The sequence below is a fragment of the Psychrobium sp. nBUS_13 genome, from assembly GCF_051201665.1.
Classification (GTDB): domain Bacteria; phylum Pseudomonadota; class Gammaproteobacteria; order Enterobacterales; family Psychrobiaceae; genus Psychrobium.
Genome location: NZ_CP179210.1, coordinates 1,785,817 through 1,809,896, shown reverse-complemented (window position 1 = coordinate 1,809,896; position 24,080 = coordinate 1,785,817). Strand labels below are relative to the sequence as shown.

The window sequence follows — 24,080 nt, the reverse complement described above, 5'->3', positions numbered from 1 at the left end:
CACTCAATTTTATTGCCATGACCTACTATTTTTTATCCACCAGCGATTGCACCAAATACATTGATCCGATCGCCATCGTTGAGCATAAACTCTGACCACTGCCCTCGTGGCACTATGGCGTTGTTTACTGCAATTGCCAGTGTTGCAGTGTCGACATTAATCTGAGAAATCACCTCATTTAGACGATTATTATCAGCCGCTATCGCTAATTGCTGATCTTGATTAACGGTCACGTGAATTAGTTGATTAGTCATTATTGGGCTCCTTCATATTTGCACAGACTTCACAATTGGGATTTCCAGTGCGCAAAAACTGGTTTATCGAAAAATGGACACCATCGATTAGACTTACATGAGATGACAGTTTGCTTGGTAACTTAAGCAGAAAACGCAGTGCTTCATTTGCTTGGTAGCTGCCTATTACACCAACCATTGCGGGATTAACGCCCATACTCTGACAAGAATTCTCTTGTGTACTCGTGACATCAAATAGACATTGGTAGCAGCCATATTCAGAATTTGGCAAAACCAGCAATGCCTGCCCTTGCCAACCAATAACGCTGGCACTTAGCAAGGCTAATTTATTGGTGACGCACCACTGGTTAATCAGCCGCCGAGTTTCAAAATTATCGGAACAGTCAATGACAAGATCATGCTCTTGAAGTAACTCATCGACATTATCGACATCCAAAAAAAGCGGATTAACATGAATATCAATGTCATCATTTTGGCTAAATAATCGCTGCGTCAATTCATCCGCTTTATTGAGCCCACAACTATCTCTATCAAATGCTATTTGGCGTGGCAGGTTCGACAATTCAACGTCATCACCATCGATGAGGCTCATCGTGCCTACACCTGCGCCAGCGAGATAAGTTGCAACGACATTGCCTAGCCCGCCACAACCAATGATCACCACCCGAGAGTTTTTGAGTTGCAACTGCCCTTGTTCACCCCAGCCATCAAGCATGATTTGACGGGAATATCGTTCAAATTCGCTTACACGCAGCTCTGTTGTGCTAAAACGGTCATTCATGTGCGGCCCCTACCCCAATGAGCTCTATTAACTGCTGGGTAACTTGCTCCGGATCACACGCCTTGGTAATAGCCGTCACTAAAGCAACACTCGATATTTTTGTATCGACGACCCCTTGTACTCGCTGAGCGCTAATGCCGCCAATCGCCGTAACAGGCATTACACCATCAAAGAGGCGTACTTGAGTTAATAACTTAGCAATCCCTTGTGGCTTGGACGGCATATCCTTTGTCTGGGTTGCAAAAATATGCCCCAACGCAATATAGCTCGGCATAAATTGTTTGGCCCACAAGGCTTCAAAAACACCGTGAGTACTTAAACCTAGTCGCACGCCTGCCATGTTAATTGCGTTTAGATCTGCAACAGCCATGTCTTCTTGCCCTAGGTGAACACCGTATGCTTGGTGCTTAACGGCCAACTGCCAATAATCATTAATAAACACACGAGCGTTATATGCTTTGCCAAGACGAATTGCTTCAATAATGAGCGGCTCAGCATCGCTTGGCGTTAAATCTTTAGCACGCAGCTGAATAGTTTTAACCCCTTGTTTGAGAAGACGCGTTAACCATTCAATGGTATCAACGACAGGATAGAGACCTAAATCAAGTGGACACGGCGCAAATGCGCTTTCAAAACGACTCAGCGCTTTAAATACCATGGCGTTAAATACCTTGATCTCTGGTAAATCATCAATACTAATATCAGCGGTTAAGCTAATAGCACCTCCAGCTGAATTACCTAAGGCGCCTGCCGTCCGGTACGCTTTTCTCATCACGCCACAACTCAACACAATGGCATCACAAAAGCGATAGTCATTGGCGACATAGCCTGCAATTAAGCTTGCTAAAATACAACCACTACCACGTCGATGTGCATGTTGTGTTTTGATTGGTGTTAACACGAAACTTTTTGCAGGCTCTGCAATGTATTCACTTCGTTGACTAGAAAGCGCTCTTGCATAGAAATCTGTGACACCTGATTCGTTCGCAAAAACATCGCTAATATGGCCACCTTTGAGATAAACCTGACAAGAAAACTTGTCAGCAAGTTGTTGACAATAATCGCTGAGGTTTTCTTGACATTTGGGCAACTCACCACTCAATCTCATTGCTTCATGAAGATTCGGGGTTAGCAAATCCACCTGTGGTAGTAACTCGGTAGTAATTGCCTCAAGCATCGACCGTAAAATCGGCGCAGCATCTGATGATGCTCGTATGACTGGATCGTATATCACCCACAGCGTAGGGTTGAATTGGCGAAGCGATGCTAACTTATCCGCCAACCATGTGACTTGAGTACTATTAGCCAAAAGCCCAATCTTGATGACTTGTGGCGGGCACTGCTCCATTAACGCCTGCCATTGCTGATCTAACAACGCAGTTTTAGTGTTATTTAGGCTATAAAAAGCATTTGAATTTTGCGCTGTCACGCAAGTGACAATATTCACGCAGTAGGCACCGCTAACCGCAACAGCGCGGTTATCGGCACTAATACCAGCAAGCCCTGTAGGATCAACACCACCAATCGCCCACACAATGGGCGATGGATGATGAGGCTGGCAGTTATTCACTAGTTAACCTCTTTTGCTAACTTATAAATCTCGCTACCTTGCTCATTAAATTCAGCAGATTTCTTGGCCATTTCAGCGTCAATTTCGAGTGTTTCGCCCACCAGTTGAATCTTTATGGTTTCTTGCTCTGCCGCGTAATCTCTCACTTCTTGAGATATTTTCATCGAACAGAATTTTGGCCCACACATTGAACAAAAGTGAGCCACTTTGCCAGAGTCTTGCGGTAAGGTTTCATCGTGATATTCACGTGCACGTTGGGGATCTAAACCAATGTTAAATTGGTCATGCCATCTAAACTCAAAGCGCGCTTTTGACATCGCATTGTCGCGAATTTGAGCGCCGGGATGACCTTTTGCCAAATCGGCGGCATGGGCCGCAATTTTATAAGTAATTAAACCTTCTTTGACATCTTCTTTGTTCGGTAAACCAAGGTGCTCTTTGGGTGTCACATAACACAGCATGGCACAGCCGTACCAACCAATCATGCCTGCACCAATACCAGAGGTAAAGTGATCGTAACCTGGCGCAATGTCAGTCGTCAGCGGGCCTAACGTATAAAACGGCGCTTCGTCACACACTTCCAGCTGCTTTTCCATGTTTTCTTTGATCATGTGCATTGGGATATGACCAGGGCCTTCAATAATAACCTGAACGTCATATTCCCACGCAACTTGTGTCAACTCGCCTAAGGTTTCTAGTTCCGCAAATTGCGCTTCATCATTAGCGTCAGCAACCGAACCCGGGCGCATCCCATCACCAAGAGACAAACTAACATCGTATTGCGCGCATAACTCACAAATCTCTCTAAAGTGCGTATATAGAAAGCTTTCTTTATGATGAGACAAACACCATTTTGCCATGATAGACCCACCACGACTTACGATGCCTGTAACGCGTTTAGCCGTCATCGGCACATAGCGTAATAAGACACCAGCATGGATGGTAAAGTAATCAACTCCCTGCTCCGCCTGCTCGATAAGCGTGTCGCGGAATACTTCCCACGTTAAGTCTTGTGCCACGCCATTTACTTTCTCAAGTGCTTGGTAAATAGGTACAGTGCCAATTGGTACTGGCGAGTTCCGTACTATCCATTCACGGGTTTCATGAATATAGCGACCTGTAGACAAATCCATCACCGTATCTGCCCCCCAGCGTGTTGACCACACCAGCTTTTCTACTTCTTCTTCGATAGATGAGGTTACTGACGAGTTGCCAATATTTGCGTTAACTTTAACAAGAAAGTTACGGCCAATAATCATCGGCTCTGATTCGGGATGATTAATATTATTTGGAATAATAGCGCGACCACGTGCCACTTCATCACGTACAAATTCTGGCGTAATATCTTCAGGAATACTCGCGCCAAAACTTTCGCCTTTGTGCTGTGCTAACAACACGGCATCTCGTGTTTTTTGACGTTGCTGATTCTCACGAATTGCAATATATTCCATCTCGGGCGTGACAATACCTTGCATCGCATAATGCTTTTGAGTAACACATTGGCCAGCCTTAGCGCGACGTGGCTTGGGTAACTCTTCAAAACGAAGATGGTCTAAGCCTTCATCCGCCATTCGCTGTTGCGTAAAACTTGACGTAACTTCACTTAATTCTTCAGTATCATCACGTTCTAAGATCCAGTCACGACGAAATTTTCCTAATCCGCGTCGTAAATCAATGTCTACATCGTCTTCACTGTAAGGCCCTGAAGTATCATAAACATACAGAGGTTCATTGGGTTCAAATACAGGTTCGTCTTTACCGCCGCCAATGAGCGAATCAGCCAACGAAATTTCGCGCATGCCAACTTTTACATCGGGGCGAGAGCCTTCTACGTATACTTTTTGAGAGTTAGGAAAGGGTTGGCCGCAAATTTCTTCTATAAATTGCTGCGCTTTTTGTCTATCTATTCTAGCCATGCAAACATCACCTTTTATAATTATGGGAGTAATGCTTGTCAGGAGAAACTACAAGAGATGCAATGGTGGTAGGTCAAAATAAAGATGCAATAATACATCAAAAATAGATTACACGTCGGGCGCATAACGTCACTATTTAATTATTGAAACCATTCAACTTTTTGCTCTTGTTTCCCTTCGCAGGTATTAGCCTGATCAGGTTCTACGGATCCCGCATTTGCGGTCTCAGCCAGTGGCACTCCGACAAGATTGTCATTCAGCAGATGCTGAAAACAGGCGCTAGTATAAGAGCAAGGAATCAATGTTTTCAAGCGTTAATTAAGTTTTTAGTCTAAAGAGACTGCTGATGTCTTTATCCAGTAACAATAAAATGATAACGTGTCTCGCAATTAATATAGTCAAATACTTGGATTTATCCCTATGATAAAAAATAAGTTTTCCAGCAGACATTTTTCTCTTAAGAAAGCTGTAATTGTCTCATTTTCACTGATGTCAATGGTGTCTGTCAGCTCGTTTGCAGAGCAGCCAAAAAGAATCAATCCTCAAAAAGAAACAGCGATCTTTTCACGATTTGCAATCCATCATCCTGTCTGGTCAGAGAATGGTATGGTGGCATCTCAAGAAGCGCTTGCTACGCAAATAGGCGTAGACATATTAAAACAAGGCGGCAATGCAGTAGATGCTGCTGTTGCAGTTGGCTATGCCCTAGCCGTTACGCTACCGCGCGCTGGTAATATCGGCGGCGGCGGATTTATGTTGGTGTATTTAGCCGATGAGAAACGTACGATTGCCATTGATTATCGTGAAATGGCACCAAATAAAGCCCATCGTGATATGTATCTCGATGAAGAAGGCAATGCCAATGCCCGCCTATCGCGCTTTCACGGCCTTGCCGTAGGTATTCCTGGCACTGTCATGGGCATGCAACACGCCCTCAAAAAATACGGCACCATGAGCACAAAACAAGTCATTGAGCCTGCAATAAAATTAGCGCGTGACGGCATCAAAGTATCGCCAGATCTTGCTAATTCACTTGCAGCAATGAACCGCCGATTAAGTCACTGGCCAAGCACGCAAGCGATTTTCTATAAATCAGATGGCGGTAACTACCTACCGGGTGAAGTGCTGTATCAAAAATCACTCGCTCATAGTTTAGAGCTCATTAAAAAGCATGGTATCAAAGGCTTCTATCACGGCGAAACAGCAAAAAAGATTAGCGCAGCGGTCATTAATGCCGGTGGTATTATGACGGTTGATGATTTAGCTAACTATAAAGTTGTCGAACGTAAACCAGTGACTGGGACTTATCGTGGTTATGAAGTTGTGTCTATGCCGCCACCTTCTTCTGGTGGTGTACATATCGTACAAATGCTTAACGCGTTAGAGCAGTTTCCGATAAAGGATATGGGACACAATAGCGCTGATACCGTTCATGTAATGACTGAAGTTATGCGCCGAGCTTACGCCGATCGTAGCCACTATTTAGGCGACCCAGACTTCCACAAAGTACCAATGGCAGCACTGGGCAGTAAAACCTACGGACGAGAAATCGCCGCGCAAATCGACATGAAAAAAGCAACACCAAGCTCAGAGGTGTCTCCTGCGAAGAAACTCCCTTACGAAAGTAACGAAACGACTCATTATTCAGTCGTCGATAGATGGGGCAATGCTGTATCGAATACCTACACGCTTAACTTTAGTTATGGTGCAGGCCTCGTCGCCAAAGGCACAGGTATTTTGTTGAACAACGAAATGGATGATTTTTCAGCGAAACCTGGCACACCAAACGGCTTCGGATTACTTGGCGGTGAAGCAAATTCAGTGCAACCCTATAAGCGTCCACTGAGTTCAATGACACCAACTATCGTATTAAAAGATGGTAAAGCGCATTTAGTGACTGGCAGCCCAGGTGGATCACGTATTATTACCACCACGTTGCAATTAATCATGAACGTTTTAGATCATGAAATGAATATCGCAACCGCTAGCGCGATGCCGCGTTTTCACCATCAATGGTGGCCAGATGAGCTACGTATTGAAGAAGGGTTTAGCAAAGATACTCTTGATTTATTAAAAGCTAAAGGACACACCATTAAGCTTAAATCCTCGATGGGTAGTACCCAAACGATTATGCCTACGGAAAATGGCGTTTACGGTGCGTCAGATCCTCGTCGACCAGCTGCGTTGAGTAAAGGCCACTAGATTTCCTTGCAATTACACAAACATGTAAAAAAACGCCAGTCAATTGACTCAATGCCGATCGTTTAAGAGAACTTGAACGATCTTGTAGATAGATCATAATCCCCAGTCTTTGTTAAGATTTGGGGATTTTTTATATGTTCACTCAAGAGTTATACCAATTGCATTAAGTAAGTGATCTTGTTGTGCGTAGAGAAAATCAGCTAAAACAAGGCGCTCGATTGACTAATAGCTGTCTATTAGGATTGAGAGCAACGCCATTTTAGTTAATTTTAACAAGTACAAGTGGGCAAATATTTAATGCAATTGGTATTATTGGGAACGATGGGAAATAGAGCAAGGTTTTGGAGAATTAAAATCGAGCCAATTAAATAATGAAATAACCTTGAGAAGTCGTTTTCCACAAGGGGTTAGACAAGAACTTTGGGGCGTGTTGTTAGGCTATAACCTTATTCGACTGGAAATGGCGGCCATCGCTAAAGAAGCCGATGTTTCTCCGACAAGGATTAGTTTCACCGCCGCAATTTTCATCATTGATACTCAAATAAGAGCGCTAGCGTTATCATCGAACGGGACGATACCAAAGAAACTACAACTGATGAGGAAAGATGTGAAACATTTTATCCTGGCCGACAAGAGAAAGCACCGAACGTTTTCACGTTCGGTGCTTTACATTCCATCTCGGTATCCATTGAGATATAAGCCTAAGAAAGCTTAACCGAATGGCATTAAGTCAATTGACTGGCGTTTTCATTTATATCGATACTGGCTTCTAATTAAGTTAGGTAACCCAGAGTTACATTGATATTTTACCGCGAATATTGCTGGTGTTCACACCACCGCTCCCCGCTTCCTTAATGGTTAGGCTGCCAGCATCAGTTACGTTAATGCTGCCGCTACCATCAGAAATAGAAACATGGCCGCTAATACGATTGACATCAATATCACCACTGCCATCATCAACACGCACATCACCTGTTACATCATCTACGTGGACACTGCCACTGCCATCACTAACTTTCACATTACCGCTAACATGAAATGCTTCAATGTCACCACTTCCGTCGTTGATGGTTAATGAACCACCAGTCTTAGTTAAATCGATGCTGCCACTGCCATCGTTGATTGAAACATCTTTACCGATATTTTTTACTTCAATGTCACCACTACCGTCATTCACATCAAGTTCACCACCAATTTGTGAAATATACATGCTGCCACTGCCATCATTAACCGATAAATCACCAGCAATATTAGAAATATTCATATCGCCGCTACCATCATTTACGTCTAGATTTAAATGACTTGGTACGCGAACAACTAAATCTAAATAAGCGTGGCTATTGTCAAACATACGGCCGTCGGTCTTAGCAATTAATTGTGCCGTTGAGCCGCTGCGCTCCAGAGAAAACTCGTAATCTTTACCGTTTTCACTACCAATAACCGCATCAACTGTTATTGACGAAACAGTGTTATCACCAACAATTTTTAGGCTGCCACGACCCGCATGAACATCGAGTCCTTTTAATGATTTCGCATCGTCTAACGTAAGTTGTTGCTTGGATTCATTTAAATCTTTGTGATTATATTCATGTGCACCAACGGCAATGACACAACCATTTAACAAAAGAGAGCTAACGGCTACAGCAAGGGCTAATTTTTTCATTTTTAGTATTCCATTTAGTATTTTGATGTAATGTTGCCACGTTAAAGCAATCAACAGGCCAATTAGTTATACCGTTTAAAAACAATACATTATACTGGATAAGTTTCTTTAACGATAGTTGAGTCTAGTCAATTTAACAATTGATAAGTCAAATTAACCAGCGGGTAGCAAAGATTCATTGATACGACTATTTAAGATGGAGACCAACCAATTGAGAACCACAAATACGATGCAACATAGAATCACCATCGCAGCGCTAATTGGGGCGAATAGCGTTGGTGCTTTCATCATTGTTGTCATGAGTGAATCCTGATAATAAAAAAACCAGTCGTTTTCAGTTGGAAAGGCAACTTCATGAAACCAATAAAATACTGTTTTAAAACCAATTGCCCAACAGGTAATCAAAAGCACGATAACAAAACCGATTAACTGCACCAATTGTGCTTTGATACTTGAGAATTGACGGCCTCTTTTGATCTTCAATCCAATGACAATTAACAGGCCAGTAAACACAGTGCCACCGCCTATAAATAATTTTGACATTAAATTGGCAACATCCTGGAGGTGCCGAACTTCCGCTTCTCTTAATAGTGCGATTGGCTGACCTAGATAGGGATATGAAATCTGCGCTAAGCCATCTCCACCATTGTTAATCGCGGTAACGATTTGTGAAAAATACTCTACATGCTGTGCCATTATGGTGGTTTCAAACCCGTCCTTATAACGGTTTTGGGGACCAAACTCACTAATCGTTTGACCAATATCTAACCATTGATAAAACGTTGGATAGAAAAAATCTGCAGTACTCAATATTCCCCAGGTAATCAACAACGCGCTTATCAACATAGCGAGGCTATATAGGGTATTGGAAAATATCGACAGCATAGATTGTTTTTTCATCGTTCATTGGCCATATAAAATTATGACTACATCATAAACTAAGTTATTAAAAACATGAAATTAGGAGATAAGAATCAGATAACCGAGGGTTACTAACGAAAAGATTAAGATTCATTTGGAAACAATAAAGACACATTAAGGTTATTAATTACTAATTTAAAGTAGGTTAAAGTCATCCTATCCATATCAAACAATTATTTGAATCATCGTTAGTATTCAAACAGACGGGAACATATTATGAAAATTATCGCCTTTGCAGCAAGTAACAGTTCAGTATCTATCAACAAACAACTTGCCCACTATACAGCGACATTAGTCAACGACGCGTCAATTGAGGTATTAGATCTCAATGATTTTGAAATGCCCATTTTTAGCGAAGATCGCGAGAAAGAAATTGGCCATCACCCCTTAGCCATTGAGTTTTATGTCAAACTGGGTAGTGCCGATGCTATTATCATTGGCTTTGCTGAGCATAACGGTTCATACAGTGCGGCTTATAAGAATATTTTCGATTGGACTTCACGTTATAATCGCGAAATATTCCAAAATAAGCCGATGATTTTATTAGCGACTTCACCTGGCCCGTCAGGCGCAGTGAATGTACTTAAGCAAGCGACGGACAGTGCCCCATTTTTTGCGGCTGATGTTAAAGCATCCTTGTCTATTCCAAGTTTTTATGACAATTTCAAAGAAGGCAAGATGACTAATTTGGATCTAAATAATCAGTTAATTGAAGCGGTGAGTAATCTTTAATCGCTATAGTATTTTCGTCTAACAAGTGCCGACATACCTTTATTAATTATCATTTAAATACATTAACTTACTTACATTGTGATTTTTGAGGCGATTATTTAACGTGCAATTAGAATTGAGATATGTCGGAGGATACTGCTATCATTCACTTTTAATTGGCATAGTGAAAATAAACAATAAACTCATGATGGTTGCCAATTATGAAGGAAGCTGACTTAAAACAGCCTATTAATGCTATACGACGCGTCTTGTAATAACCATTGATCTAGCGCGAATGCGCGGACTATTTTTATGATTAAATGTCCGTTATCGAGTGTTAAAAAACGGCGCTGTTCCAAAATACTGTTGTCACCCGTAAGCCGCGACTAATATTTGCTGTTTATCTACCTTTGCGTTGCTTTCCCTGAACCACGCAAGATAATTAGATAAATACGTCGTTGCCACACCTTTCATTTTTCCGTTAATCCAGCCTTTAAAGTTAGCTATCGCGCAATTCACTGTTTGGATATTGTACACCTCATCTATTACTCTGATTTCACCGTTGATTAACCGCTTATGGTCACCATGTTTTTGTTTGGCAATTGCCACATAGGACCAACAACCATCGCTGCATAATACCAATTGCATTAAATATTTGCCCACTTGTACTTGTTAAAATTAACTAAAATGGCGTTGCTCTCAATCCTAATAGCCAGCTATTAGTCAATCGAGCGCCTTGTTTTAGCTGATTTTCTCTACGCACAACAAGATCACTTACTTAATGCAATTGGTATAATACCGAGTGTTCAGTGATATTTTCAGCTAAATTCGCTGCTATTTCTGCCGTTGTATCAGCGGCTAACATAGGGTTAATCATATGGTTGCTGCGATCTATCGATAAAAGAACGGCAACTTGACCATCCTTGGTTCGTTTATCGATGCCGCCCCCTCGTTTTCTGGGCTGACGTTGCTCCGCTAAAGTGTTCGAACCTTTTTCTGAGTAAGCTAGAAAAAACTCATCAACTTCAATAATTCCCGATAGCTTATCGTCATTTTTACCCGCTTGAGCAACCAGAAAACGATGTCGCCATAAGAAAGCCGTTTTAAGGTTAATACCACAAACCTCGGCAGCTTCTCTTAGGGGTAATTTTAATTGCATACAACGCGCATAATCTTCCCACAGATGAGATTTATGTAATCGAGCGAATGGTGTCTTAGTCTTGTTGTTAAAGGTTTTATGACAACCTTTACAGCGGTATCTCTGTATCGCACCTGATTTCCCCCACTTTTTCAATTGAGAGGATTCGCAATGAGGGCATTGTGGGGATAGGTCAAAAAGAGGCTGAATAATTTCATCGGTACTGATTTCAGCCTCTAGGGCTTGAATTGACTGATGAACTATCTCTCTTTGCGCTGGAGTCATCGAGGAACGTTGTTTCGTTATCCGGTTAAGCTTACTTACAAATGATTTAGTATTGATTACCAATACCTTCAATAAGTTAATCTCACTATTGAGTATAGACAACAATTAGCTACAACAGCGCCTAAAAAATACACTTAATACAAAGGACAAAAATATCGTTTTTACAGGCGATAACACAGTCATAACTGCCTACAAAATTAGTTGAATTTCTATTTATGCAGGCAGTGTAAACAAGGATGAAAGAATTAGAAAGAGTCGATAACTAGTTATTTTAAGCTTATCGTCAATATTGGCTTTGTTGCAATCTAAAATGCTAACCAGTAGCCCTTTTATTTATAATTTTATAGATCGTCAGAATTGATGATTGACAACAACAAAATTGATAATTGAGGCTCGTTACATCGATAAGATGTGATCCAATTCGATAACAAACGGTCATTTACACAAATTAAACTAGTCTTTGTTAAAAGCCTTAGGTAAAATGTGCCGCTATTTTTTGCGCTCAGTGATGGAAATTTTTATGGCCAAGAAACTTTTAATTAAAACTTGGGGTTGTCAGATGAATGAATACGATTCATCGAAAATTGGCGACTTGCTTAATGACTATAACGGTTACGAATTAACCGAAGAACCGGAAGAAGCAGACGTATTATTGCTTAACACCTGTTCAATTAGGGAAAAAGCCCAGGAAAAGGTTTTCCATCAACTAGGGCGCTGGAAAACACTTAAAGATAAAAAGCCCGAAACCATTATTGGTGTCGGCGGTTGTGTTGCATCTCAAGAAGGTAAAGCCATTCGAGAACGTGCTCATTTTGTTGATTTAATTTTCGGCCCACAAACATTACATCGTTTGCCAGAAATGATTTCAAAGATCCAACAAGGTGAAAAGACTGTTATCGATGTAAGTTTCCCAGAAATTGAAAAATTTGACCGACTGCCAGAGCCTAAAGCCGATGGCGTAACAGCTTTTGTATCTGTGATGGAAGGTTGTAGTAAATACTGTAGCTTCTGTGTTGTACCTTATACTCGTGGTGAAGAAGTTTCTCGTCCACTTGATGACGTTTTATATGAAGTGGCGTCATTAGCTGAGCAAGGTGTACGTGAAGTTAATTTATTAGGTCAAAACGTAAACGCTTATCGCGGCGCTACCTTTGAAGATGATATTTGTGATTTCGCTGACTTAATTCGCTTAATTGCTTCGATTGATGGAATTGACCGTATTCGTTATACAACGAGCCACCCTGTTGAGTTCACTCAGCGTTTAGTAGAGGTGTATGCTGATGTGCCAGAATTAGTAGATCACTTACATTTGCCAGTTCAATCAGGCTCAGATCGCATTCTAAATCTAATGAAGCGTAATCATATGGCGATTGAGTTTAAGAAAACCGTCCGCCAATTGCGCAAAGTGCGCCCTAATATCGCAATGAGCAGTGATTTTATCATTGGTTTCCCTGGCGAGTCAGATGAAGACTTCCAAGATACAATGAAACTTATCGAAGAAATCAATTTTGATATGAGCTTTAGCTTCATTTACAGTGCTCGACCTGGTACTCCAGCGGCTGATCTTCCTGACGATGTGCCGATGGAAGAGAAAAAGCAGCGTCTTGGTCTATTGCAACATCGCATTAATCAGCAAGCACTTCAACATGCACGCCATATGCTCAATACTGAACAACGTATTTTGGTTGAAGGCCCGTCAAAGAAAAACCCGATGGAATTACGTGGCCGAACTGAAAATAATCGCGTGATTAACTTCGAAGGTCCACACAGCTTGATCGGTGGTTTTGCCGACGTGAAAGTTGTCGATGTATTCACTAACTCATTACGTGGTGAATTCGTGCGCGGTGAAGGTGAAATGGGATTACGTGTTGATACGTCACCTGAGTCAATCTTAGCAAAGCACAATGAATCTATTGATGAATCAGGTGTCGGAATATATACACCGTAAGAATCTAGCTTTATATTTGCGCTAGGGAAAAACGAAAGACAACAACTTGTCTTTCGTTTTCATCAACAAAAAGGAACAGTTAACTCTTGGCTAAAAACATTATTACCGTTGATACCTATATGGAGCCACCGACACAGGCTCGTTTAATCAACCTATGTGGTCCGTTTAACGACAATCTAAAGCAAATAGAGCGTCGCATGGGCGTAGAAATTCTCTATAAAGACAATCACTTTCAAATCATTGGCCGCCCTGAAATCGCTAAACCTGTATCAGACATGTTACGAGATCTCTATATTGAAACTGCCCCAGTTAATGGACAAGCAGCAGAGTTGACGCCGGATCAAGTTCACATGGCTATTGAAGAATGTCGCGCGCTTGAACAAGATGAAGTGGCCAATCAAGGTAACGAGTTCTACATAAAAACTCGCAAAGGCATTATTAAGCCGCGCAACTTAAACCAGCAAGACTATGTTGCCAATATCAAAGCTAATGATATTTGTTTTGGTGTGGGTCCTGCCGGTACCGGTAAAACGTATCTCGCTGTTGCTTGCGCTGTAGATGCATTAGAACGCCAAGAAGTACGCCGTATCTTATTGACTCGTCCAGCAGTTGAAGCCGGCGAAAAACTCGGTTTTTTACCCGGTGATTTAAGCCAAAAAGTAGACCCTTATTTACGTCCACTTTATGATGCACTGTTTGAAATGCTCGGTTTTGAGAAAGTCGAAAAACTGATTGAAAAAAATGTCATTGAAATCGCCCCACTAGCCTATATGCGTGGCCGCACACTCAATGATGCATTTATGATCCTAGATGAATCTCAAAACACCACCACAGAACAAATGAAAATGTTCTTAACCCGTATCGGTTTTAATTCAAAAGCGATTATCACAGGTGATATTACGCAGGTTGATTTACCGCGCCACGTAAAAAGTGGTTTGCGTCAAGCCATTGAAGTACTCAGCGATATCGATTCTGTGAGCTTTAATTTCTTCCAATCACGCGACATCGTACGCCACCAAGTAGTTGCACGTGTGGTTGATGCGTATCAAGCGTATGAAGATAACGAAAATCGTGCCAATGCTGTTCGCAAACAAGAAAGGGCGATGCAAGAGATGGCTAAGCAAGAAACAGTAGCGCAAGAGTCACCTAATAATGATTGATCTTGATTTACAAATTGCCTGTGACGAATCCGGTTTACCCACTCAAGCCCAGTTTATCACCTGGTTAACAGCGGCATTAAAAGATGTAAAACCAAATGCCGAAGTGACGATCCGTTTGGTTGAACCTGAAGAGTCACAAGCACTTAACTCAGAGTATCGCGGTAAGGATAAACCAACCAATGTGTTGTCATTTGAATTTGATGCGCCGCCAATGGTTGAACTCAATTTACTTGGTGATCTCGTCATTTGTAAATCAATTATCGAGCAAGAAGCAATTGAACAAGAAAAAGCACTCAATGATCATTGGGCGCATATGGTGATACATGGTTCGTTACATTTATTAGGAATGGATCATATTAAACCAGATCAAGCACTTGAGATGGAGTCGCTTGAAAAGAAAGTATTATCCACATTAGCGATTGACGATCCCTATCGTGACGACATATTATAATTTCAAATATCGTAGGAAAAATAATCAGCAATGAGTGAAGACAAACCTCCAAGTAGTCAAACAACTAACAAAACTTGGCTAGAGCGTATCGGGCAAATGTTCCAAGGCGAATTAAAAAGCCAAGAAGAATTAGTTGAATTTATCCAAGATGCAGGCGATCGTGCATTAATTGATTCATACACCCAAGACATGATCCATGGTGTGCTTAATGTGTCGCGCAAGCGCGTGAGAGATATCATGATCCCGCGCTCTCAAATGGTTGTATTAGAAAATAACCATACTATCGCCAAAACAATTGAAGTGATTACCAAATCTTCTCACTCTCGATTCCCTGTTATTTCTGAAGACAAAGATAATGTCGAAGGAATGTTGTTAGCCAAAGACATTATCCCGCTAACACTTGATGGTGATATCGAAAACCAAGTAATTAGCAATATTATTCGTCCTTGTGTCATCGTTCCTGAAAGTAAAAAAGTAGATGTATTGTTGCGTGAGTTCCGTGCTAAGCGCTATCACATGGCTGTCGTTGTCGATGAATATGGCGGCGTATCTGGACTCGTTACCATCGAAGATATCCTTGAAGAGATCGTTGGTGAAATTGAAGATGAATCAGCCATTGATGAAACCATTACCGAAGATATCAAAAAAGTTGGTAAGCAAGTTTATTCAATAGCCGCATTAACAACTCTGGAAGATTTTAATCAATACTTCGATACAAAATTTGATGAATCTGAAGTTGATACCATTGGCGGTTTAATCACCAAAGAGTTTGGACATTTACCGAGCAGTGGTGAAGAGATTCAACTTATGGACTATCAATTTAAAGTCATTAAAGCGGATTCGCGACGATTAGTACAATTGCAAGTTAAAGTACCAACAACAGAGTCGCAAACTTAATAGGATTTAAGTAGTTTATGGGATTCCCCCCAATGTTAAACGCCCTTCAGGGGCGTTTTTTTATCTTACCTGCCATTGCATTTCTAGCCGGTATTTTCGCCCATTTTGGGTTTGCACCCTATGATCAGCAATGGGCAGTTCCCGTTTCATTAATCGCTCTATTCGCGTTGCTACATCATCATAAAGTTAATTCGGTTAGGACAGCATTTGGCGTTGGCCTAGCATTCGGGTGTGGTCTATTTTTAGCAGGTCTGCGTTGGGTTCACGTGTCATTGGATATTTTTGGCGGTTTGCCGCTGATAGTGACATTAATCTTGATGCTGTTACTTGCACTATATCTTGCCCTATATCCAGCATTGGCCTGTTATCTCTTCATTAAATATCGTCAGCCACAATGGCCATTATTTAATGTGTTGTTGTTCACCAGTGCGTGGTTAGTGACAGAATATCTACGCGGTATCGTATTAACGGGATTCCCATGGTTATCATTAGGTTATAGCCAAACAACCGGGCTTTATGGTAGCGCCGCATCGGTCGTTGGAATGTTGGGCTTGTCAGCCATTATTTGCTTGTTATCTACCCTCGCCTTTTACACCATAAAGCGTCACTTTAAAAGTGCAATTGTACTCATCATAGTTGCCTTTGGTAGTTTTAGCCTAACTAGCCAACATCAGTTAATTGAGCAAGATCGCTCCGTCAACCTTGCGCTTATTCAAGGCAACATTGAGCAAAGTGCAAAATGGGATGCTAAGGCCATGTGGCCGACTATTACTCGTTATATGGATTTAAGCCGAGAGCATTTTGATAGTGATGTCATCATTTGGCCTGAAGCTGCTATGCCAGCCGTTGAAGGCTGGGTCCAAGATTATCTAAAATTAATGGATTCGGCAGCAGCATTTAATGACAGCGCCATAATCACCGGTATTATTGGCCGCACCCCAAAGAAAGATATCGCACCAAACCTCGCAGCTAAGCCACCGTCTTCCATTAATCATGATTACTTTAACGCCATCATGACTGTCGGCAATGCCACTGACAGTCGTAATATTGGAGGAATTTATCAGCCAAATCATGATAATAGATATTATAAGCATCAATTGTTACCCATTGGTGAATTTGTGCCTTTACAGTCGCTGTTACGTCCTTTAGCGCCTTTGTTTAATTTGCCAATGTCTTCGTTTGCCCGTGGAGATTGGGCACAAAACAATTTAACAGCAAGGGGTTTTAAGTTTTCACCGGCTATTTGTTATGAGATAGCCTTCGGCGATCTAGTCAGGGCAAACATGAAATCAGATACAGATTTTCTACTGACGATTTCTAATGACGCGTGGTTCGGTGAGTCCATCGGGCCACACCAACATATGCAAATCGCTCAAATGCGCGCCGTTGAATTAGGAAGACCTTTAATTCGAGTGACTAACACTGGGGTAACTGCTATCGTCGATCAATATGGAAAGATAGTGAATAAGCTACCTCAATTCAAAGAAGCCGTACTGCGAGCAAACGTCAAAACTGTCACTGGTGAAACCTTCTTTTACCGCCATGGCCAGACACCGTTTGTGATTTTGTTTGGGTGTTTGCTCGGAATTTGCATGTTAGCTGGCCATCGCCAGAATCGCTTGACACAAAAACTGGCGACGATAAATGACGGTTATTCATTAACTAAGGACTAAAGGCGATTCGCCTAAACTGCGAGCCTTGGCACCGAGCACAGGTGCTTAAGGCTTGCGGATGATAAACCAAGATAGCGCTTGAACATTGTAAACAAAGAAACTGCCCTAGCCCTACCACATCGTTCGTCTGGTAAAGCCCATCGTGTTTTATATCTTCACTCAGTTCTAGCCATTCTATTTGGCACTTATCACTTATTGCTAAGGCCCATTGCCAAATAGTTGATTCCATCGCAAGGTAGGACGGAGAATTGATTAGCGCCGGGTTTTGCCGTGAATCACTGATAAATTCAGTGAGATCAATTTTTAACTGCCACTCAATATCACGCAGTTGTTCATCACTTATGTCGTGATTAAATCGATAACTGTCCATGCCAGTAGCAATGAGCACGTCTAAACTATCTTTTTTGCCATGCTCTAACCAACGACGTTGTAACGATTCCAACAACTTATGGTATCCAGTTTTAAATATTGCCTTATCAGTTTGCATAAATAACTCCCCAATGAACAACGTATTCACCCGATTCAAGATAAAGGTGCGAGAATAGAACACCATCATTTGAAACAGGTATAGTTAAAATATACGCCTAGATACAACAGATTGCACAATTTTGACTAACTTTTTATCATCCAAGGCAACTAACTATTGTTGCAAATCAACTTGGGCTGTATCCTATGGCTAATTTTTTCATATTTAAAACGTGCAACACCTTCAACTTGGTTGATTGCCGTTAAGTGTCCTAGGTAAAGTTAAATGCAAGAGCAGTACACTCCATCGCAAATTGAATCGAAAGCCCAAAAATATTGGGTTGATACCAACACCTTCAAAGCTATTGAAAAAGATGGCCAAGAAAAGTTTTATTGTTTATCAATGTTTCCATACCCAAGTGGCCGGCTGCACATGGGTCACGTCCGTAACTACACCATTGGTGATGTTGTATCACGTTATCAACGTATGCAAGGTAAAAACGTACTGCAACCAATGGGTTGGGATGCATTTGGTTTACCCGCTGAAAACGCGGCAATTAACCATAAAACGGCGCCGGCTAAGTGGACGTACGAAAATATTGACTACATGAATGATCAATTACGTGCCTTGGGTTTTGGCTACGATTGGGATCGTGAACTAGCAACGTGTAAGCCTGACTACTATCGCTGGGAGCAGTGGTTCTTCACTGAGCTTTACAAAAAGGACATGGTATACAAGAAAACATCAGCGGTTAACTGGTGTCCACATGACCAAACAGTATTAGCCAATGAGCAAGTTGTTGATGGCTGTTGTTGGCGCTGTGACACTGTGGTTGAACGCAAAGAAATTCCACAGTGGTTTGTTCGCATTACCAAATACGCACAAGAGTTATTAGATGACTTGGACGAGCTAGATGAATGGCCAGAAAAAGTTAAAACCATGCAGCGCAACTGGATTGGTCGCTCTGAAGGTGTTGATTTAAGCTTTGCTTTAAAAGATCGTCAAGACAAATTAGACGTTTACACGACGCGTCCTGACACGTTAATGGGCGTAACGTACGTTGGTATTGCTGCGCAACACCCGCTTGCATTAGAAGCTGCTAAAACTAACAGCGACATCGCGGCATTTATCGAAGAATGTAAGACGACTAAAGTGGCTGAAGCGGACATGGCAACCATGGAAAAGAAAGGTATCGCAACGCCTTTCTACGCTGTTCATCCATTAACAGGTCGTGAAGTACCCGTGTGGATTGCTAACTTTGTATTAGCAGATTATGGCTCTGGCGCCGTCATGGCGGTACCAGGTCATGACCAACGTGATTATGAATTTGCAACTAAATATAACTTGTCGATTGAAGCGGTAATTCACGCAACTGACAGTGAAGACAAAACCGTTGATATTAGCGAAGCCGCTTACACCGAAAAAGGCGTTTTGTTTAATTCGGCGCAGTTTGATGGTTTAACATCAGATGAAGCACTTGACGCGATTGCCAGCGAATTAGAATCACAAGGTAAAGGTAAGAAAACAGTTAACTTCCGTCTTCGTGACTGGGGTGTTTCTCGTCAGCGTTATTGGGGTAGCCCGATCCCAATGCTGCATCTTGAAAATGGCGATGTCGTGCCAGTGCCAGCTGAGCAGCTACCTGTTGTGTTACCAGAAGATGTTGTGATGGACGGGATTAACTCGCCAATAAAATCAGACAAAGAATGGGCTAAGACAACCTATAACGGTCAGCCTGCGATGCACGAAACGGATACCTTTGATACCTTTATGGAGTCAAGCTGGTATTACGCGCGTTACGCATCACCCGCTAAAGATGCGATGTTAGATCCTGCACAAGCTAACCACTGGTTACCTGTTGATCAATACATCGGTGGTATCGAACACGCAATCTTGCATTTATTGTACGCGCGTTTCTTCCACAAATTACTACGCGATCAGGGCTTAGTCGACAGTAACGAACCGTTCAAAAAGCTATTAACGCAAGGCATGGTACTGTCAGATGCTTTCTTTAAGCTTGATGAGAAAGGCACTAAGCAATGGATCTTATTAGATGATGTTGAAACCATCACTAATGACAAAGGTCAGATCATCGGTGCAACTCAAAAATCAACGGGCGAGTCAATTGAGCATGCTGGTATGAGTAAGATGTCAAAGTCTAAAAATAACGGTATTGATCCACAAGTGATGATTGATAAATACGGCGCAGACACAGTTCGTCTATTTATTATGTTCGCAGCCCCTGCTGAGCAAACACTTGAATGGGTAGATTCTGCGGTTGAAGGCGCTAACCGTTTCTTAAAACGCGTATGGCGTTTGGCTTACAATCACATTGAACAAGGCGCGACTCCTGCGATTAACGCTTCAGCGTTTAATGACGGACAAAAATCATTACGCCGTGAAGTACACAAGGCTATTGCTAAAGTGTCAGACGATATTGGCCGTCGTCAAACGTTTAACACAGCCATCGCAGCAATCATGGAATTAGTTAACCGCCTGTACAAAGCGCCAACAGAGTCTGAACAAGATCGCGCGATTCTAGGCGAAGCAATCGAAGCCATTGTAAAAATGTTAGCACCAATTGCACCGCATATTTGTCACGAGCTCTATGCCGCATTGGGTCATGACGATAATCTTGCCTTTGTTGACTGGCCAAGTGTTGATGAATCAGCACTAGTTGAAGATTCAAAACTTATCATCGTGCAAGTTAATGGTAAATTACGCGCCAAACTAAAAGTTGCTGCTGATGCATCAAGAGATGATATTGAAAAGCTAGCCCTAGAAGATAGCGATGTACTGCGTTTCACGGAAGATAAAACAGTACGTAAAGTCATCGTTATTCCAGGAAAACTAGTTAATATCGTAGCTAATTAGTTCAACGGCTTCATCGATTTCTAGGAAAAAGTGTATAAGGAAAACAGGTAACTGTTTTCCTTATCAATACTAAACATCATGACGAGGTGACCTTTGCACCCTATCAACAATTTCACAAAAGTATGTGTTATTACAACCATACTGTTCATTATCTCTGGCTGTGGTTTCCGTCTCCAAGGTCATTATCCACTGCCTACTTCATTACAATCTCTTAATGTTCAAAGCCAAGATAAATTTAATGAGATAACCCGCTTGGTTACAACGCAACTATCGCAACAAAAAGTACAATTAAATACCAACAGTACATCACCTGTATTACGTCTGGGTAAAGAGAAGTTTGAACGCGGCACATTATCGTTGTTTTCAACAGGACAAGTGGCTGAGTACGAACTCATCTACTCATTAGATTATCAATTAATTGAACCTAACAAAGAACCTAAACTGTTTAATGTTACTATTCGCCGTGATTATCTAGACGATCCTCAAACCGCTCAGGCTAAAAGTCGTGAGCGCGAACAGTTGCTAAGAGAAATTAGACAACAAGCATCACGCCAAATTATTCAGCAGCTTAGTCGACTTTAATAACCAGTATGCGCATTTATGTAAACCAACTTAAACAACATCTCAATCAGTTGGCGCCAGTTTATCTGGTACTCGGTGATGAACCTTTACAAAAGATCCAAACAGTGGATGCCATACGTCATGCTTGTACTCAACAAGGTTTTGATGAACGGATATCACTTATTCAAGGACCACAATTTGGTTGGCATGACCTAAACGCCAAGGGTCAAAACCTATCGCTTTTTTCTAACAAACAATTAATTGAATTAGAACTCACAAGCCTAAAACCAGGTCAAGAAGGCGCAAAAGCAATTAATGAGTTTTTAGCGCACCAATCACCAGATACAATTTTGTTGATTCATGGTCCAAAAGCAACCGCTGAAGCGCAAAAAGCAAAGTGGTTCAAGGCGCTAGAGTCTAAGGGTATTTTTGTACAGATAACCCAACCTGAAGGCCACCATTTTGTAAAGTGGCTTGAGGGCGAAATAGCCAAACATCGACTCAATATTGAACCGCAAGGCATTTCTTTGCTATCACAGATGTTTGAAGGCAATTTATTGGCAGCGTCTCAAGAACTTGAAAAGTTATCATTACAAGTGGGCCAACATGCACTAGATGTTGCAGGACTAAAACAACGGGTAACCAACCAATCTCGATTTAGTTTATTTGAATTACAAGATGCGCTTCTTGAAGGCCATTGTGATAAAGCGCTTAAAGTATTAGTGAGCCTACAACGAGAAGAAGTTGAGCCCCAACTTCTATTTTGGGCCTTTAATCGCGAACTTTCTTTATTGATAAACCTGAAACAGGCACAAAGTCAAAAGCACTCACTCAGTCCACTTTATCAGCAAGCACGAGTTTGGGCTGCGCGGCAAAAGTTATTTGATGCAGCGCTGCGACGATTATCACTCCAAACCCTATTGCGTTCACTGGCAATCTTGAGCGATATAGAACAGTCTATTAAATTATCCTATGATTTACCTTGGGATAAGTTAACCCAACTCACGTTAACTATTACTGGTGATTTAGATTAATGAAGACGCCAATTGGGTTGTTCGGTGGCACCTTCAACCCTGTTCATCACGGGCATTTACGCAGTGCCCTTGATATATGCCATGCATTATCATTGGCTCATGTAACCCTAATTCCTAATTTTATTTCACCCCATAAGCAACACGAAACGATTGCACCAACACATAGATTAACTATGTTGACGCTTGCAACACAAAGCTGTCAACAACTTAAAGTGAGCGATATTGAAATCAACTCCCCCACTGTTTCGTTTACCGTCGATACGATAATTCACTTTAGAAATAACTATCCAGATCAGCCACTGTGCTTTTTAATGGGTATGGATTCTTTTGTTAATTTCACCACATGGCATCGTTGGCAAGATATTCTCCAGCACTGCCATCTCGTTGTTTCGCAGCGTCCTGGTTATCAGGTTGAAGCACAAAGTGATGCCCACACTTTGCTAACACAACATGAAACTAAAAATATAAATGATTTACGGGTGAACCTTGGCGGGAGAATCTATCTGCATCAGGCCTTTCCGCTAGCAATCTCATCATCCCAAATGCGCCAAGCAATTAGCGAAAACCAGCCAATTACTTTCCTCACACCACCAGCGGTCGAAGCATACATAACGACGCATCAACTTTATCTAGCCAACTGAATTAGTGATTGATATCATTCGCCAATCTTTTAGTATTCCCCCATTGAGGCACAGATGGCGTCGTTACAAGACCAACTATTAAAAGCAGGTTTAGCCAATAAGCAATCTGCAAACAAAATCCGTAGTGAAAAACGTAAGAAAAATAAAGCGGTTCGTAAGAAACAAGTCGAAGCAGATACCTCACTTCAAGATGAAATTGATGCAAAAAAACAGCAGCAAGCCGCTGTAGACGCCGAAAAAAATGCTGTCATTAAGCAAGCATTAGATAAAAAATCAGAGCAAGGCAAAGTCAAACAAATGATTGCTCAACTTCATATCAAAGATTTTGAAGGTGAACTCGAGTATAACTACGTGTTAGACGGTAAAGTAAAGCGCTTATTACTTAATGACGTTAACCACAATGCCTTAGTCAAAGGCCGTATCACTGTCTGTCATTTTGACAACGTTATTTATTTACTGCCGACCTTAGCCGCCGATAAAATCGCAGCGGTTGATGAGCAATACATCGTTCTACAAAACGATAATCAACCGACTGAAGTTGACGAAGACGATCCGTATGCTGATTTCCAAATCCCAGATGATTTAATGTGGTAATTATTCGCGTAATTAATGTATTTCGCTAAATTCGTTTATTTAACAAGCAATTGATAAAATACGATGTTGACATATTTTAGGACTTCTATAATATGCCTCGTCAACGGAGAGGTGGCCGAGTGGCCGAAGGCGCTCCCCTGCTAAGGGAGTATGGGCTTTAAATCCCATCGAGGGTTCGAATCCCTCCTTCTCCGCCATTTTATTAAATTCATTAATAAAATGGGAATTTGATGCGCGCATGTAGCTCAGCTGGATAGAGTACCTGGCTACGAACCAGGCGGTCGGAGGTTCGACTCCTTCCATGCGCGCCACTTCTTCTTTTTATTCCCTATTAATATCA

Annotated in this window: 19 protein-coding genes, 2 tRNA genes, 3 pseudogenes and 1 riboswitch; of the genes and pseudogenes, 15 read left to right on the top strand and 9 right to left on the bottom strand. The window is 41.7% G+C overall.

Annotated features, from left to right (window positions below):
* Positions 1 to 32: 32 nt before the first annotated feature.
* Genes thiS through thiC form a run of 4 tightly spaced genes read right to left on the bottom strand, consistent with a single transcriptional unit; the run spans position 33 to position 4,521 of the window.
* Positions 33 to 254, bottom strand: a complete 222-nt coding sequence (thiS, locus tag ACMAZF_RS08305; protein WP_435276902.1) for a sulfur carrier protein ThiS — start codon at positions 252 to 254, stop codon at positions 33 to 35.
* The gene (locus ACMAZF_RS08300; protein WP_435276901.1) at positions 247 to 1,035 is read right to left on the bottom strand and encodes a HesA/MoeB/ThiF family protein; all 789 of its coding nucleotides are present in this window, start codon (positions 1,033 to 1,035) and stop codon (positions 247 to 249) included. Before ACMAZF_RS08300 ends, thiS begins: the two co-directional genes overlap by 8 nt.
* Complete coding sequence (gene thiE / locus ACMAZF_RS08295) at positions 1,028 to 2,605, bottom strand: thiamine phosphate synthase (protein WP_435276900.1); 1,578 nt, start codon at positions 2,603 to 2,605, stop codon at positions 1,028 to 1,030. The genes ACMAZF_RS08300 and thiE overlap by 8 nt, the downstream gene beginning before the upstream one ends.
* Positions 2,605 to 4,521 carry a phosphomethylpyrimidine synthase ThiC gene (gene thiC / locus ACMAZF_RS08290; RefSeq protein ID WP_435276899.1) on the bottom strand — a complete coding sequence of 639 codons (1,917 nt, stop codon included), beginning with the start codon at positions 4,519 to 4,521 and terminating at the stop codon, positions 2,605 to 2,607. The genes thiE and thiC overlap by 1 nt, the downstream gene beginning before the upstream one ends.
* A 154-nt stretch (positions 4,522 to 4,675) precedes the next feature.
* A riboswitch (TPP riboswitch) is annotated at positions 4,676 to 4,774 on the bottom strand.
* Positions 4,775 to 5,016: 242 nt separating this feature from the next.
* Here thiC and ggt point away from each other — a divergent pair.
* Positions 5,017 to 6,723 carry a gamma-glutamyltransferase gene (ggt, locus tag ACMAZF_RS08285; RefSeq protein WP_435277210.1) on the top strand — a complete coding sequence of 569 codons (1,707 nt, stop codon included), beginning with the start codon at positions 5,017 to 5,019 and terminating at the stop codon, positions 6,721 to 6,723.
* A gap of 310 nt (positions 6,724 to 7,033) precedes the next feature.
* A pseudogene (locus tag ACMAZF_RS08280) lies at positions 7,034 to 7,438 on the top strand (transposase); the annotation flags it as partial.
* A gap of 78 nt (positions 7,439 to 7,516) precedes the next feature.
* Here the strand turns inward: ACMAZF_RS08280 and ACMAZF_RS08275 are convergent.
* Both ACMAZF_RS08275 and ACMAZF_RS08270 read right to left on the bottom strand, forming a co-directional pair.
* Positions 7,517 to 8,386 carry a hypothetical protein gene (locus tag ACMAZF_RS08275; protein ID WP_435276898.1) on the bottom strand — a complete coding sequence of 290 codons (870 nt, stop codon included), beginning with the start codon at positions 8,384 to 8,386 and terminating at the stop codon, positions 7,517 to 7,519.
* Between the two features lie 153 nt (positions 8,387 to 8,539).
* Positions 8,540 to 9,286: a DUF1461 domain-containing protein gene (locus ACMAZF_RS08270; protein WP_435276897.1), complete on the bottom strand. Its 747-nt coding sequence runs from the start codon at positions 9,284 to 9,286 to the stop codon at positions 8,540 to 8,542.
* Positions 9,287 to 9,523: 237 nt separating this feature from the next.
* Here ACMAZF_RS08270 and ACMAZF_RS08265 point away from each other — a divergent pair, with 237 nt between their 5' ends.
* Entirely contained in the window at positions 9,524 to 10,039 is a 516-nt protein-coding gene (locus ACMAZF_RS08265; protein ID WP_435276896.1) for an NADPH-dependent FMN reductase, read from the top strand.
* Between the two features lie 348 nt (positions 10,040 to 10,387).
* On the opposite strand, the pseudogene ACMAZF_RS08260 reads toward ACMAZF_RS08265, so the two are convergent.
* Together ACMAZF_RS08260 and ACMAZF_RS08255 are read right to left on the bottom strand one after the other, a co-directional pair.
* Positions 10,388 to 10,657 (bottom strand): annotated as a pseudogene (locus tag ACMAZF_RS08260) (IS1595 family transposase); the annotation flags it as partial.
* A 154-nt stretch (positions 10,658 to 10,811) separates the two neighbouring features.
* Positions 10,812 to 11,498 (bottom strand): annotated as a pseudogene (locus ACMAZF_RS08255) (IS1595 family transposase); the annotation flags it as partial.
* 463 nt (positions 11,499 to 11,961) lie between these two features.
* Between ACMAZF_RS08255 and miaB the strand changes: the two are divergent.
* The 5 genes from miaB (at position 11,962) to lnt (ending at position 17,570) form a co-directional block, all read left to right on the top strand.
* A complete protein-coding gene (miaB, locus tag ACMAZF_RS08250) occupies positions 11,962 to 13,389 on the top strand; it encodes a tRNA (N6-isopentenyl adenosine(37)-C2)-methylthiotransferase MiaB (RefSeq protein ID WP_435276895.1) in 1,428 nt (475 codons plus the stop codon).
* 86 nt (positions 13,390 to 13,475) lie between these two features.
* A complete protein-coding gene (locus tag ACMAZF_RS08245; RefSeq protein ID WP_435276894.1) occupies positions 13,476 to 14,549 on the top strand; it encodes a PhoH family protein in 1,074 nt (357 codons plus the stop codon).
* Positions 14,539 to 15,000, top strand: a complete 462-nt coding sequence (gene ybeY, locus ACMAZF_RS08240) for an rRNA maturation RNase YbeY (protein WP_435277209.1) — start codon at positions 14,539 to 14,541, stop codon at positions 14,998 to 15,000. Before ACMAZF_RS08245 ends, ybeY begins: the two co-directional genes overlap by 11 nt.
* Before the next feature lie 30 nt (positions 15,001 to 15,030).
* Positions 15,031 to 15,897, top strand: a complete 867-nt coding sequence (locus tag ACMAZF_RS08235) for an HlyC/CorC family transporter (protein ID WP_435276893.1) — start codon at positions 15,031 to 15,033, stop codon at positions 15,895 to 15,897.
* A 32-nt stretch (positions 15,898 to 15,929) separates the two neighbouring features.
* Entirely contained in the window at positions 15,930 to 17,570 is a 1,641-nt protein-coding gene (lnt, locus tag ACMAZF_RS08230) for an apolipoprotein N-acyltransferase (protein WP_435276892.1), read from the top strand.
* On the opposite strand, the gene ACMAZF_RS08225 is transcribed toward lnt, so the two are convergent.
* The gene (locus ACMAZF_RS08225) at positions 17,560 to 18,057 is read right to left on the bottom strand and encodes a zinc ribbon-containing protein (protein ID WP_435276891.1); all 498 of its coding nucleotides are present in this window, start codon (positions 18,055 to 18,057) and stop codon (positions 17,560 to 17,562) included. The two genes, lnt and ACMAZF_RS08225, sit on opposite strands and share 11 nt — an antisense overlap.
* Positions 18,058 to 18,321: 264 nt before the next feature.
* On the opposite strand from ACMAZF_RS08225, the gene leuS reads away from it, so the two are divergent.
* From leuS to ACMAZF_RS08190, 7 genes are all read left to right on the top strand, one after another.
* On the top strand, positions 18,322 to 20,910 hold the full coding sequence (gene leuS / locus ACMAZF_RS08220) for a leucine--tRNA ligase (RefSeq protein ID WP_435276890.1): 2,589 nt from the start codon (positions 18,322 to 18,324) through the stop codon (positions 20,908 to 20,910).
* Positions 20,911 to 21,003: 93 nt separating this feature from the next.
* The gene (lptE, locus tag ACMAZF_RS08215) at positions 21,004 to 21,492 is read left to right on the top strand and encodes an LPS assembly lipoprotein LptE (protein ID WP_435276889.1); all 489 of its coding nucleotides are present in this window, start codon (positions 21,004 to 21,006) and stop codon (positions 21,490 to 21,492) included.
* A gap of 8 nt (positions 21,493 to 21,500) precedes the next feature.
* Entirely contained in the window at positions 21,501 to 22,505 is a 1,005-nt protein-coding gene (holA, locus tag ACMAZF_RS08210) for a DNA polymerase III subunit delta (RefSeq protein ID WP_435276888.1), read from the top strand.
* Entirely contained in the window at positions 22,505 to 23,146 is a 642-nt protein-coding gene (nadD, locus tag ACMAZF_RS08205; protein ID WP_435276887.1) for a nicotinate-nucleotide adenylyltransferase, read from the top strand. The genes holA and nadD overlap by 1 nt, the downstream gene beginning before the upstream one ends.
* A gap of 54 nt (positions 23,147 to 23,200) precedes the next feature.
* Positions 23,201 to 23,740 (top strand): DUF2058 domain-containing protein, encoded by a 540-nt coding sequence (locus ACMAZF_RS08200; protein ID WP_435276886.1) that lies wholly within the window; start codon positions 23,201 to 23,203, stop codon positions 23,738 to 23,740.
* 105 nt (positions 23,741 to 23,845) lie between these two features.
* Positions 23,846 to 23,937: transfer RNA gene (locus ACMAZF_RS08195), tRNA-Ser, on the top strand.
* Between the two features lie 37 nt (positions 23,938 to 23,974).
* Positions 23,975 to 24,051, top strand: a tRNA-Arg gene (locus ACMAZF_RS08190).
* Positions 24,052 to 24,080 lie beyond the last annotated feature (29 nt).